This window comes from Salmonella sp. 5800 (assembly GCF_046558195.1).
GTDB lineage: Bacteria > Pseudomonadota > Gammaproteobacteria > Enterobacterales > Enterobacteriaceae > Salmonella > Salmonella enterica.
Genome location: NZ_JBGDOX010000005.1, coordinates 109,865 through 123,104, shown reverse-complemented (window position 1 = coordinate 123,104; position 13,240 = coordinate 109,865). Strand labels below are relative to the sequence as shown.

Annotated in this window: 14 protein-coding genes; 8 read left to right on the top strand and 6 right to left on the bottom strand. The window is 51.8% G+C overall.

From position 1 onward, the window contains the following. The first annotated feature begins 1 nt into the window (after window position 1). Window positions 2–1,435, top strand: coding sequence for an SDR family oxidoreductase (locus ACLJZ5_RS11710; protein ID WP_024798103.1), 1,434 nt, complete (start codon window positions 2–4; stop codon window positions 1,433–1,435). 95 nt (window positions 1,436–1,530) lie between these two features. Then, complete coding sequence (locus tag ACLJZ5_RS11705) at window positions 1,531–2,544, top strand: NAD-dependent epimerase/dehydratase family protein (protein ID WP_000866904.1); 1,014 nt, start codon at window positions 1,531–1,533, stop codon at window positions 2,542–2,544. Here ACLJZ5_RS11705 and ACLJZ5_RS11700 read toward each other — a convergent pair. Both ACLJZ5_RS11700 and ACLJZ5_RS11695 read right to left on the bottom strand, forming a co-directional pair. Continuing rightward, the gene (locus ACLJZ5_RS11700) at window positions 2,541–3,371 is read right to left on the bottom strand and encodes an N-acetylmuramoyl-L-alanine amidase (RefSeq protein ID WP_001202293.1); all 831 of its coding nucleotides are present in this window, start codon (window positions 3,369–3,371) and stop codon (window positions 2,541–2,543) included. The genes ACLJZ5_RS11705 and ACLJZ5_RS11700 overlap by 4 nt on opposite strands. Further along, window positions 3,368–3,691 carry a heavy metal-binding domain-containing protein gene (locus ACLJZ5_RS11695; protein ID WP_001160725.1) on the bottom strand — a complete coding sequence of 108 codons (324 nt, stop codon included), beginning with the start codon at window positions 3,689–3,691 and terminating at the stop codon, window positions 3,368–3,370. Before ACLJZ5_RS11695 ends, ACLJZ5_RS11700 begins: the two co-directional genes overlap by 4 nt. Before the next feature lie 127 nt (window positions 3,692–3,818). On the opposite strand from ACLJZ5_RS11695, the gene ACLJZ5_RS11690 reads away from it, so the two are divergent. From ACLJZ5_RS11690 to artJ, 6 genes are all read left to right on the top strand, one after another. Then, complete coding sequence (locus ACLJZ5_RS11690) at window positions 3,819–4,334, top strand: lipoprotein (RefSeq protein ID WP_001270724.1); 516 nt, start codon at window positions 3,819–3,821, stop codon at window positions 4,332–4,334. Window positions 4,335–4,563: 229 nt separating this feature from the next. Next, window positions 4,564–5,292, top strand: a complete 729-nt coding sequence (gene artP, locus ACLJZ5_RS11685; RefSeq protein WP_000027181.1) for an arginine ABC transporter ATP-binding protein ArtP — start codon at window positions 4,564–4,566, stop codon at window positions 5,290–5,292. Window positions 5,293–5,309: 17 nt separating this feature from the next. Next, entirely contained in the window at window positions 5,310–6,041 is a 732-nt protein-coding gene (gene artI / locus ACLJZ5_RS11680; protein ID WP_000756586.1) for an arginine ABC transporter substrate-binding protein ArtI, read from the top strand. 6 nt (window positions 6,042–6,047) lie between these two features. Next, entirely contained in the window at window positions 6,048–6,764 is a 717-nt protein-coding gene (artQ, locus tag ACLJZ5_RS11675; RefSeq protein ID WP_001001677.1) for an arginine ABC transporter permease ArtQ, read from the top strand. Then, window positions 6,764–7,432, top strand: coding sequence for an arginine ABC transporter permease ArtM (gene artM, locus ACLJZ5_RS11670; protein WP_000895397.1), 669 nt, complete (start codon window positions 6,764–6,766; stop codon window positions 7,430–7,432). The genes artQ and artM overlap by 1 nt, the downstream gene beginning before the upstream one ends. A 236-nt stretch (window positions 7,433–7,668) precedes the next feature. Further along, window positions 7,669–8,400 (top strand): arginine ABC transporter substrate-binding protein ArtJ, encoded by a 732-nt coding sequence (gene artJ, locus ACLJZ5_RS11665; RefSeq protein WP_000737538.1) that lies wholly within the window; start codon window positions 7,669–7,671, stop codon window positions 8,398–8,400. Window positions 8,401–8,618: 218 nt separating this feature from the next. Here the strand turns inward: artJ and ACLJZ5_RS11660 are convergent, their stop codons facing one another. The 4 genes from ACLJZ5_RS11660 to rlmC all read right to left on the bottom strand — a co-directional run bounded on the left by ACLJZ5_RS11660 (window position 8,619) and on the right by rlmC (window position 13,231). Continuing rightward, window positions 8,619–10,106, bottom strand: coding sequence for a sulfatase (locus tag ACLJZ5_RS11660; RefSeq protein ID WP_024798102.1), 1,488 nt, complete (start codon window positions 10,104–10,106; stop codon window positions 8,619–8,621). 9 nt (window positions 10,107–10,115) lie between these two features. Next, entirely contained in the window at window positions 10,116–10,436 is a 321-nt protein-coding gene (locus ACLJZ5_RS11655) for a PTS sugar transporter subunit IIB (protein ID WP_024798101.1), read from the bottom strand. Window positions 10,437–10,465: 29 nt separating this feature from the next. Beyond that, a complete protein-coding gene (locus ACLJZ5_RS11650; protein WP_000399323.1) occupies window positions 10,466–11,809 on the bottom strand; it encodes a PTS sugar transporter subunit IIC in 1,344 nt (447 codons plus the stop codon). 294 nt (window positions 11,810–12,103) lie between these two features. Then, the gene (rlmC, locus tag ACLJZ5_RS11645) at window positions 12,104–13,231 is read right to left on the bottom strand and encodes a 23S rRNA (uracil(747)-C(5))-methyltransferase RlmC (RefSeq protein WP_001149792.1); all 1,128 of its coding nucleotides are present in this window, start codon (window positions 13,229–13,231) and stop codon (window positions 12,104–12,106) included. Window positions 13,232–13,240 lie beyond the last annotated feature (9 nt).

Genomic DNA, 13,240 nt, shown 5'->3' with positions numbered 1-13,240 from the left:
CGTGGCGCAACGCATTCTGGTTCTCGGCGCCAGCGGCTATATCGGCCAGCACCTGGTCTGTGCGCTAAGTCAGCAAGGGCATCAGGTGCGGGCGGCGGCGCGGCGCGTGGAACGTCTGGAAAAACAGCGCCTCGCCAACGTCAGTTGTCATAAGGTCGATCTGCACTGGCCGGAAAATTTACCTGCGCTGCTTCGCGACGTTGATACCGTTTACTATCTGGTACACGGCATGGGCGAAGGCGGCGATTTTATCGCCCATGAACGTCAGGCGGCGCTCAACGTGCGCGACGCGCTGCGCCAGACGCCGGTTAAACAACTTATTTTCCTCAGTTCATTGCAGGCGCCGGCACATGAGCAATCCGATCACCTGCGCGCCCGCCAGCTTACGGCTGACACGCTGCGCGACGCAGGCGTGCCGGTGACGGAATTACGCGCCGGGATCATCGTCGGCGCAGGCTCCGCCGCCTTCGAAGTCATGCGTGACATGGTTTACAACCTGCCAATACTCACGCCGCCGCGCTGGGTGCGTTCGCGCACCACGCCCATCGCTCTGGAAAATTTACTCTACTACCTGGTCGGCTTGCTGGACCACCCTGCACGCGAGCATCGTATTCTGGAAGCCGCCGGGCCGCAGGTATTAAGCTATCAGCAGCAGTTTGAACGTTTTATGGCCGTCAGCGGTAAACGGCGTCCGCTGATCCCGGTGCCTTTTCCGACCCGCTGGATTTCGGTCTGGTTTTTAAACGTTATTACCTCCGTGCCGCCGACTACCGCAAAAGCGTTAATCCAGGGGTTAAGGCACGATTTGCTGGCCGATGACGCCGCGTTAAAAAAGTTGATCCCCCAAACGCTTATCACCTTTGACGACGCCGTTCGCCGCACGCTGAAAGAAGAAGAAAAACTGGTGAACTCCAGCGACTGGGGCTACGACGCGCTGGCCTTCGCCCGCTGGCGTCCCGAATACGGCTATTTTCCAAAGCAGGCGGGCTTTACCGCGCAGACCCCGGCCAGCCTATCGGCGCTCTGGCAGGTCGTAAATCGGCTGGGTGGCAAAGAGGGCTATTTTTTCGGCAATATTTTGTGGCAGACGCGCGCCGCGATGGACCGTCTGGTGGGGCATAAACTGGCGAAAGGCCGCCCGTCGCATACTTTGCTCAAGCCTGGCGATACGGTAGATAGCTGGAAAGTGATCATTGTCGAACCAGAAAAACAGCTCACGCTCTTGTTTGGCATGAAAGCGCCGGGTCTGGGGCGGCTTAGCTTCACGCTGCACGATAAAGGTTGCTACCGCGAAATTGACGTGCGCGCCTGGTGGCATCCACACGGAATGCCGGGCCTGATTTACTGGCTACTGATGATCCCGGCGCACCTGTTTATTTTCCGGGGAATGGCAAGGCGTATTGCCCGACTTGCAGAACAAATCACAGAAAAATGAGAAAAAGTTGCTGTATTCTTTCGTGTTTCCCATTGCATACCGACGTAATTCACGGAAGAATGCGCACGACGGTTTATTAAACACAGTGGATTGATATGAAGGTACTGGTTACCGGCGCCACCAGCGGCTTAGGTCGAAACGCGGTTGAATTTTTGCGCAATAAAGGCATCAGCGTCAGAGCGACGGGTCGCAATGAAGCGATGGGCAAGCTGCTTGAAAAAATGGGCGCGGAATTCGTCCATGCGGATTTAACCGAACTGGTCTCCTCGCAGGCTAAAGTGATGCTCGCCGGGATCGACACGTTGTGGCACTGCTCCAGCTTTACCTCGCCCTGGGGAACCCAACAAGCTTTCGATCTGGCGAATGTTCGCGCCACCCGCCGTCTGGGAGAATGGGCGGTCGCCTGGGGCGTGCGCAATTTTATTCATATCTCCTCTCCCTCGCTCTATTTTGATTACCACCATCACCGTGATATCAAAGAGGATTTCCGTCCGCATCGGTTTGCCAATGAGTTCGCCCGCAGTAAAGCCGCCGGTGAAGAGGTGATTAATCTGCTGGCGCAGGCTAATCCGCAAACACGTTTTACGGTGTTGCGTCCGCAAAGCCTGTTTGGCCCGCACGATAAAGTATTTATCCCACGTCTGGCGCATATGATGCACCATTACGGTAGCGTCTTATTACCGCACGGGGGCAGCGCGCTGGTCGATATGACCTACTATGAAAATGCGATCCACGCCATGTGGCTGGCCAGCCAGCCGGGCTGCGATCATCTGCCTTCTGGCCGCGCTTATAACATCACTAACGGCGAAAACCGCACCTTACGCAGCATCGTACAAAAGTTAATTGATGAACTGACTATCGACTGCCGCATTCGCTCTGTGCCTTACCCGATGCTGGATATGATCGCCCGCAGTATGGAACGCTTCGGCAAAAAATCCGCCAAAGAGCCCCCGCTAACGCATTACGGCGTGTCAAAACTGAATTTTGATTTTACGCTCGATACGACTCGCGCGCAGGACGAGCTGGGTTACCAGCCCATCGTCACGCTGGACGAAGGCATTGAACGCACCGCCGCCTGGCTACGCGATCACGGAAATTTACCGCGTTAATCCTGGCCGTACTTCTCCAGTAATGCTTCGGCAATCGCCTGCGTTTCGGCATCTGCGATACCGTTCCATTGCGCCGGACGGAAGTGCATCTGGAACGCCATAATCACCCGCTGCTGCTCGCGTGCCGTCATATCGGCTTTGACTTCATAGCCATAGCGCGAGAGTAACGCAAGCACCGTTGCGGTATCGACTGGCGTATACGGCGCGCGTCCAGCCAGATAAAACGCCACACGCTGGGCGTCAGGCCAGGCGCCAATCCCCTGCGCCGCCAGCTCGCGCCACGGGAAGCGCGGGCCGGGATCGTCTTTACGCTGCGGCGCGATATCCGCATGGGCCACCACATTCTGCGGTTTGATGTCATAGCGCGCGATAATGTCCTTCGCTAAAGGAATCAATGCCTGAATTTGCGCGGATTCAAACGGCGCGAAAGATTTCACCCCGCCGGACATTCGCCAGCCGCGATTTTCCAGCTCAATGCCAATAGACGTATCATTGAGACGCGTGGCGCCTCGCCAGAAACTGACGCCCGCATGCCAGGCCTGATCCTGTTCCGGCACCAGTTGCCAGATGCGCGGTTTACCGCCATATAATGGCGGGGTTGCGGGAATCAGGTAATGCGAACTGACGTTGCGGCCCGTTAACGTCGCCAGCGAAACGTCAAAGTTTTCCGCCGTATAGTGAATCACCAGGACTTTAATGCGCGGATAGGCCGCCTGCGCCCGATGTCGGGTATCAAGCTGATATCCCTCTTTATCGATAATTCCTTTTTCGCTCGCGCAGCCTGTTAACAGCAACGCGAGACCCACCAGCCACAGTAGCGCTCTCATCGGCGCGTTTTCACCGCCGTTCCGCTGACGCTGACCATCAGCATACTGCCATCCTTGCCGACAGTTTCGTAATCAATATCGATGCCTACCACCGCATCGGCGCCCAACGCTTTAGCCTGCTCGCCAAGTTCCTGGAAAGCGATTTCACGCGCTTTACGCAGCTCTTTCTCATACGCGCCGGAACGTCCGCCGACGATATCCCGAATGCCGGCGAAAAAATCGCGGAAAATATTGGCGCCTAAAATGGCTTCGCCCGTCACCACACCGCAATACTCCACGATGCTTTGTCCTTCCAGCGTTGGGGTTGTTGAAAACTGCATAGTGAATCTCCCGGGTTAGCTAAGCACACGATCTCAAACGCATTATCAAGCTGATACGCTATCATTGAAAGGATATAATTGATTATCGTAGATCGGTTTTTGCTCGATCGCCTATAAGGAAATCATCATGCGCTATTCTAAACTCTCTTTGCTCATCCCGTGCGCGCTTCTGCTTAGCGCCTGTACGACCGTCACTCCCGCCTACAAAGATAATGGCCCGCGTATCGGCGCGTGTGTGGAAGGCGGCCCGGACAGCGTGGCTCAACAATTTTACGACTACCGTATTCAACACCACAGCAATGATATCGCCGCGCTTCGCCCCTACTTGAGTGATAACCTGGCGAAATTGTTGACCGACGCCAGCCGCGATACGGAGCACCGCCAGTTGATGAGCGGCGATCTGTTCTCCAGCCGCGCTACGCTGCCGGATAGCGCCAACGTCGCCAGCGCATCAACCATTCCGAACCGAGATGCGCGCAACATTCCTCTGCGGGTAGCGTTAAAACAGGGCGATCAAAGCTGGCAGGATGAAGTGCTTATGATTCACGAAGGCTCATGCTGGGTGATTGACGACGTTCGCTATCTGGGCGGAGATGTCCATGCCCCTGCCGGTACGCTGCGCCAGTCGATAGAAAACCGTTAACAGACAGTATTCCCTCGCTTTTGCACCCATAACCCCGTAAATTGTCTGGCATTCTGCCCGGGATGCCGACAATTCTTCTTACCTACTATTCCTCCTGCTATTTTGTGCTATGTTTAGGGAAGAATGTGGGATATATTTAACTTTTAACGCATAAATATTGCATAACTATTCTGCGAAAGGTACTATCTGCGGCTTCAATAGCTATCAGACTGCCTGTATACGAGTGTCAATGAGTATTCAATTAAACGGCATTAATTGCTTTTACGGCGCGCATCAGGCGCTGTTCGATATCACGCTGGATTGCCCCGAAGGCGAAACGCTGGTGTTGCTTGGCCCAAGCGGGGCGGGTAAAAGTTCGCTGCTGCGTGTACTCAATCTGCTTGAGATGCCGCGTTCCGGCACTCTGACTATCGCCGGGAACCATTTTGACTTTACGAAAACGCCGTCCGATAAGGCGATTCGTGAGCTACGTCAAAATGTCGGAATGGTCTTTCAGCAATATAATCTTTGGCCGCATCTCACCGTTGCGCAGAATCTGATTGAAGCGCCCTGCCGCGTACTGGGTCTGACAAAAGATCAGGCGCTGGCGCGCGCAGAAAAGCTGCTGGAGCGTCTACGTCTGAAGCCCTATAGCGATCGTTATCCGTTGCACCTTTCCGGCGGTCAGCAGCAGCGCGTCGCGATTGCCCGCGCGCTGATGATGGAGCCGCAGGTGCTGCTGTTTGATGAACCGACCGCCGCGCTGGACCCGGAAATTACCGCTCAAATCGTCAGCATTATTCATGAGCTGGCGGAAACGAACATTACTCAGGTGATCGTTACGCATGAAGTCGAAGTGGCGCGTAAGACCGCCAGTCGTGTGATTTATATGGAAAATGGTCACATCGTCGAGCACGGTGATGCGGGTTGCTTTGCCCACCCTCAGACCGAAGCGTTCAAAAACTATCTCTCTCACTAAGATTCGGGACAATGACAATGAAAAAAGTTCTGATTGCCGCGCTAATTGCAGGCTTTAGCCTTTCCGCTACAGCAGCCCAGACCATTCGTTTTGCGACCGAAGCGTCCTATCCGCCGTTCGAATCGATGGATGCTAATAACAAGATTGTCGGCTTTGACGTCGACCTGGCCAACGCGCTATGTAAAGAGATCGACGCCTCCTGTACCTTTACCAATCAGGCGTTCGACAGCCTGATCCCCAGCCTGAAATTCCGCCGCTTCGACGCTGTAATGGCGGGAATGGATATCACGCCGGAACGTGAAAAGCAGGTGCTGTTTACCACGCCATATTACGACAACTCCGCGCTGTTCGTGGGTCAGCAGGGCAAATACACCAGCGTCGATCAACTGAAAGGTAAGAAAGTCGGCGTACAGAACGGTACGACGCACCAGAAATTCATCATGGATAAGCATCCGGAAATCACCACCGTACCGTATGACAGCTATCAGAACGCGAAGCTGGATCTACAAAATGGCCGTATCGACGCTGTTTTCGGCGACACGGCGGTCGTGACCGAATGGCTGAAAGCCAATCCTAAGCTGGCACCGGTCGGCGATAAAGTCACCGATAAAGATTATTTCGGCACCGGCCTGGGTATCGCGGTACGTCAGGGCAACACCGAGCTGCAGCAGAAATTCAATACTGCGCTGGAAAAAGTGAAGAAAGATGGGACTTACGAGACCATCTATAACAAATGGTTCCAGAAGTAATCTTTGATGAACGAATTTTTTCCTTTAGCAAGCGCCGCCGGGATGACCGTCGGCCTTGCCGTCTGCGCGCTGATCATTGGCCTCGCGTTAGCCATGTTCTTTGCCGTCTGGGAGTCCGTAAAATGGCGCCCGATTGCCTGGATAGGCTCCGCGCTGGTCACTATTTTGCGCGGTCTGCCGGAAATTCTGGTGGTGCTGTTTATCTATTTCGGCTCCTCGCAACTCCTGCTTACGCTATCTGACGGGTTTACCCTCCATCTCGGCTTTACGCAGATCCCGGTGCAAATGGAGATTGAGAACTTTGACGTCAGTCCGTTCCTGTGCGGCGTGATTGCGTTGTCCCTGCTGTATGCGGCCTATGCGTCGCAGACGCTACGCGGCGCGCTGAAAGCCGTTCCGTCTGGTCAGTGGGAGTCGGGTCAGGCACTGGGATTATCAAAGACGGCGATTTTTTTCCGTCTGGTGATGCCGCAGATGTGGCGTCACGCCCTGCCAGGGCTGGGTAATCAGTGGCTGGTGTTGCTAAAAGATACGGCTCTGGTCAGCCTTATCAGCGTTAACGATCTGATGTTGCAGACCAAAAGTATTGCCACACGCACCCAGGAACCGTTTAACTGGTACATTATTGCGGCGGCTATTTACCTGGTCATTACGCTGATCAGTCAGTACATTCTCAAACGCATAGACCTGCGCGCGACACGTTTTGAGCGGAGGCCGGACTAATGCTTGAGTATTTACCTGAACTGCTAAAAGGGCTACACACCAGCCTGACTCTGACCGTGGCTTCTATTGCCGTCGCTTTGGTGCTGGCGTTAGTTTTTACCATCATCCTGACGCTAAAAACGCCGTTCGTGGTGTGGCTGGTGCGCGGCTATATCACGTTGTTTACCGGTACGCCGTTGTTGGTGCAAATTTTCCTGATCTACTACGGACCCGGTCAATTCCCGACACTGCAAGAGTATCCACTACTCTGGCACCTACTGTCTGAACCGTGGCTGTGCGCACTGATCGCGTTGTCGCTAAACAGCGCCGCTTACACGACGCAGCTATTTTATGGTGCGATTCGCGCGATTCCGGAAGGTCAGTGGCAGTCCTGTAGCGCGCTGGGGATGAGTAAGAAAGATACGCTGGCGATTTTGTTGCCCTATGCGTTTAAACGCGCCCTCTCCTCCTATTCTAATGAGGTGGTACTGGTCTTCAAAAGTACCTCGCTGGCCTATACCATCACCTTGATGGAAGTCATGGGGTACAGTCAGTTGCTCTATGGTCGTACCTACGATGTGGTGGTATTTGGCGCGGCAGGTGTAATTTACCTGGTCGTCAACGGTCTATTGACGCTGATGATGCGTTTGATTGAGCGTAAAGCTCTGGCGTTTGAGCGGCGCAATTAATCAGGCAGGATAAGGCATTCTCGCCGCCGTTCGACAATGGTCAGATGGCGCTGCGCTTATCAAGCCTACGATGCATAATTTTGAATAAACCCGACGGACAAGTGGTTAACTTGTCCGTCTTTTTTTATCCATTTAAAAATATTTAATCATTTTTATTGCATACAAATTCAATTGATGGCATTGTAAATCTATGCCGCAGACACGGCGCATAATCATAAGATTACGGGAGTGACATCATGAAAAAGTTAGTTCTGGCTGCATTACTCGCCTCTTTCGCCACTGGCAGCATCGCCGCTGAAAAAATCAATTTCGGGGTTTCCGCCACCTATCCCCCGTTTGAATCCCTGGATGCGAGTAATAAAATTGTGGGCTTCGATATCGATCTGGCAACCGCATTATGCAAGCAAATGCAGGCAGAATGTACTTTTACCAATCATGCTTTCGATAGTCTTATCCCGGCGCTGAAATTCAGAAAATATGATGCCGTCATTTCCGGAATGGACATTACCCCGGAGCGCAGTAAGCAGGTCGCCTTTAGCAATCCCTATTATGCGAACTCCGCGCTGGTGATTGCCAAAAAAGACACCTATAAGACCTTTACCGATCTAAAAGGTAAGCGTATCGGTATGGAAAATGGCACCACGCATCAAAAATATCTCCAGGATAAACATCCGGAGGTCAAAACCGTGGCCTACGACAGCTACCAGAATGCGATTATCGACCTGAAAAATGGCCGTATTGACGGCGTCTTTGGCGATACCGCAGTGGTCAATGAGTGGCTGAAAACGAATCCGCAACTGGGTCCGGCAACAGAGAAAGTGACCGATCCGCAATACTTCGGTACCGGACTTGGCATCGCGGTGCGCCCGGACAATAAGGCGTTGCTGGAAAAACTGAATAATGCGCTGGCCGCCATTAAAGCGGACGGCACTTATCAGAAAATCAGCGATCAGTGGTTCCCGCAGTAAGACGTATATTATTACCCCACTGTATTGCGAAATGGCAGTATAAATACCTTATTCAGCCCACGGGTCGCCATCGGAAACTATCCTGGCCTGATAAGCGTAGCGCCATTGGGCATTCTACAGTTTGTCATCAGTCTCAAACGCCTGCATCAACAGGCGATTCGGACTAATACTTGCCGGGTGACGCTGACGCGTACCCGGCTTACAACATTGTTATGTTTTTAGACAACATCCAGACCCAGACGGCGATACTGCTCCGCCGGAGCATCATTTTCTTTCATCAAACGGATAAGTAAGTTGATCATCCTTGCTTCGATGGCCTCATCATGAATAGGATGTTGCTGCTGCGGATCGTCTCTGAGATCAAACAAGAGATGACCAAAGCTATTCACACCTTTATATTTTTCCCTGGCCGGAATACGTAATACCTGAAGCCCTTTAGTAAAGTTAAACGGAGGTGCCAGAGATAATTTTCCCAGTTCATCCACGTCATAACGCGCATTCATCTTGATCGGCATTAACGTGTAGTTCGCAATGTCATGCTCACGCCCCGGCTGCGCGGCCCGCATATAAACATAGCGTCCGTCGGTAACATTAACATGTCCGCTAAACACGCCAAACAGCGCGCCTTCCCTGACGGGTTCATCGCTGGCAATGACTTTCGCCAGCGGTTGGCCCTGCATATCTGCGGGAATAGGTTGCTGAAAATAATCCAGTAGCGTTGGCGCCCAGTCAATCATCTGCACCAGCGACTGCCGTCGCGCTCCGCTTACCGCGCTGCGCGGGTCCCAGATAAACAGCGGGTTATTCGCCACCTCGTTATAATAGGGCATTTGATTTTTAGCCCACCAACCGTGCTCCCCCAGCAAGAAGCCGTGATCGGTACCGACAATCAGCATCGTATCGCGCCAGAGATCGTGTTCATCCATCAGATCAAGGATACGTCCCAGATTGCGGTCGCACATGGAAACCAGGGCCCGATAACGACAGCGAATATGCGCTATCGCCTCCTCACTTTCACTGACTTTGCCGCGCGGCCAGTCATAATGCGGGCCTTGCCACTCATCGTCATAGAGCGATAAATATTCCTCGGTGGTATAAAACGGCTCATGCGGATCAAACGTCTCAACCTGCAATAACCAGTTATCTTCGGCATGATTTTTATGGATAAAATCGCACCCGGCGTCAAAAACTTTCGTCTGGGGAAAATCGGCTTCCTGCTGGATGTATTCGCGGTTCGCCCAGTCATGACGCCATAGCCCGGAAACGCCGCCTCCGGTTTGTTTTTGTGGAACGCGCAGTACTTCTGGAATGGGCGGCTCGCCAACGCTCGCCTTCCAGTGATCGCCCTCCTGACCGCGTACTACGTCCCAGGAGCTATAGCGGTTATGGTAGTTACCGCCGCCGTCTTCCCAGTAATGCAGATGATCGCTGATAAGATGGGTGTAGATCCCCGCTTTTTTCAATAATTCCGGCATGGAATCATCAAAGGGTTCCAGCGGCCCCCACTCGCGATGCAGGAAATTATAGCGCCCGGTGTGCAGTTCCCGACGGGCTGGCATACAGGGCATACTGCCGACATAACTATTGTCAAAGGTGGCGGCATGTGCCGCCAGGCGTTGAAAGTTAGGCGCTTTCGTTAGCAAATCACCATAGGGCGGCAAATAGTTTTTATTCAGACTGTCAAACAGCAGAATAATCGCTTTCATGACTCACCCTCATTTGTTGAGCAGGTGCGGAAAATGTTTCTCTACCACATCGTAAATCTGTTTACCTATTGATTCGCCATCCATGATATTTTCAATGGGAATGAGATATTGTCCGTGTTTAGGATCGAGGCTAACAACATCAAGCAATTTTTTCGAAATCGCATAAATATCTGCCCAGTCGGTAAATCCACCGACCTCTCCCGCTGCCGTATGCTCCATATCAAAAGAGAAGTCATATTTTGCTAACGCTTTTTTAACAACAGTCTGTAACATTACGCTACTGCCTACACCATAACCGCATACGAATAAAATATTTACAGAATCTTTCATAATAAAATCCTTTATATAAACCGAATCAATTAAATGGAATAAGGACCAAGATGGAACGTTGAAGCAATAAATTTCAGTAATTCACAAATTGCAGGCCACAGAGTCGCCCAGTCAAATATTCCCGTCCAGCCCACACCTTCTTTTGCCAGCCCGGTTAAAGGAATGGCCCATACCGTACCGAAAGTCTGAATAATCCCTAACAGGAAAGTACAAATAATAACGGAACGATATCCCCCCATTCGGTTGGCTAATACGCCGATGGGACCGCCGGAAAAGAAGAGCGGAACAAAACCAGGCAATACCATAATAGGGCTATGGATGAGCAGCAGAATGCCCATGGAAAAAATCGTGCCGAAGGTACAAAAGACGAATCCCAGCGTGGCCGCGTTCGGCGAAAAAGGTAATAAAGCAGCAACATCCACAGCCGGTATAGCGTTAGGAATAAAGCGATCCTGCCATCCTTTAAACGAACCGTTAATTTCGCCTACCATCATCCGCACGCCCTGCAGCAAGATGACCATATACATAGAGAATTGCAGGCCCAGATTGATGATATAGATATACCAGGGTTTGCCTTTCGCCATTAACTGTACGTTATCGATCCCTGTCGCCAATAGAAAACCGCCAACGAAGAGCGTCATCACAATGGCGATTGCCGTCACGTTGTGGTTAAAAATGGCTAACCAACCGGGAAGTTTCAGGTTTTCGGCGTCATGCTTTTCCGGATCGCCGAATTTATGCGCGAATTTCGAGAAAAACCACAGTCCCAGCATCTGGTTATGCGCAATGGTAAAACCGGCGTTATTGGTCACTTTGGCGATGGGTTTAACAATAAGCGTAGTTGAAAACGCCCAAAAGACCCCGGTCAATACCCCGGCAATCACAATGGATTGTACCCAACCGAACCCCAGCCAGAAGACGATTAACCACAGTACCGCCTGTGAATGAGAGACCCCGGTATTACCGGTAAGAAATATACCTTTTGCGCCGGTATAACGGCCAAATAAAACTAATAACAGGTTAGTAAAAAACGCCAGTACAAAAACGTATCCTACATAGCCGAAATTATCGCCCAGCGCTATTTGCGTCGCGGCTTTCATGGCATATGAATCCATTAAGTATCCATGCACGCCATAAGCTTTGCTGACTGCCTCTGCAACCGGTTTAAAAGTGGCTGAAAATTGAAAGCCGCCAAATAACACCATCATCAAACCGACCATCGCGCTGATCATACCGGTGATAATTTTTATAGGCGTCTTTTTATCCAGCGCATAGCCAACACCGACTAATATCCCAATTAATATTGCCGGTTCAGTTAAAAACGTTTGAATAACATCTATAAATTTGGCAAACATCGTCTGAACGCCCTCCATAAGCGTGCCTATTCGTTGTCATGATTGACCCCTTTACTGACGTTACGTATTGCTTCGCTGATGCTATTGAAAGTTACCCGATAAACCACCTTGTCTAATTTTGCCTTACACGCACTGTAATAATCAAAATTAGTCATTAAAAGATTTAAAGTGATTATTTGTGATTTGATTTGCAAAAATAGGGTAATATATAACCACGATCGATCGGAGTTTTTTATCGATCGATCATGGTTATTATTATTTATGGATAATTAGATAGTTAATATAGATATTTTGTATGTCTGGCTTTTGGCGCTACAGCCTGCAAAGCAGTGTTAACACTTCATAATGCGCGGTATGCGGGAACATATCGAAAAGCTGAACACGTTGAATACGGTAGTTCGGCAGATGACGAATATCCTGCGCCATCGTCTGCGCGTTACAGCTTGAATAAATAATAAAACGCGGCGCCATTTGTGCAAGGTAATCGCACAACGGCTTGCCAATGCCGCGGCGGGGAGGATTCACCAACACCAGGTCGGGCGTTTCACCTTGTGCGGTGGCGAATTGGGTGGAATCCAGCGCCTGGAAATGAAGGCGGGTCAATCCCAGCTCGGCAGCGGATTGCTTCGCGCAGGCAATCGCCTCCGGCGCGATCTCAATACCGGTTAATTGCATCTGCGGCGTCGCGCAGTGCAGGCCGAATCCGCCCACTCCGCAAAAAAGATCCCACATATGGCGTACCGGCAGTTGCCCTACCCAGTCGCGCGCCGTCGCATATAATCGGCTGGCGACCGTAGGGTTGGTCTGAAAGAAACTTTGCGGACGAATCCACAGCGGCACATCGTTAAAACGTTCCGCCAGCGCCTGCTGATCCGTCAGGTAGATTTCCGTCTCCCCTTCCATAATCGCCATATGTACCGGCTGAATATTTGCGGTGATCACTCTGAGCTGCGGCAGTTGCGCACGCAGCCACGGTAACGCCGCGCGCAGTTGCGTAAGTTTGGTTTCTGAACGCAACACGAAGCGTAGCATCATGCCGCCATCGAACTGACTTTCCGTCAGCAACAGGTATTTCAGTTCGCCACGTTTTCGCGCCACGTTATAAGGCGTGAGTCCGGCACGGGCAATAAAAGGTTTTAGCGCGCTGAATACGGGAGCAAAGGAGGCGGGATACAGCGGGCAGCCGCAAAGATCGACCGGCGTACCGTCGCGATGCAGCATCCCGAAGAGCGGTTTTTCTACACTACCGCTCACGACCATTTTCGCTTTGTTGCGGAAATGCTGTTCCGGGCCGCCAGTCGGCGCGCACCACTGTTCAACAGGCAGCCCGGCGAGCAAACGATGTAAATCGGCTGTTTTTGCGGAAAGTTGTTCGTTAACCGACTGCGTAATCCATTGACAGGAACGGCAGCGACCCGCGTCATAGAGTGCGCACTGCATACCAAAAAA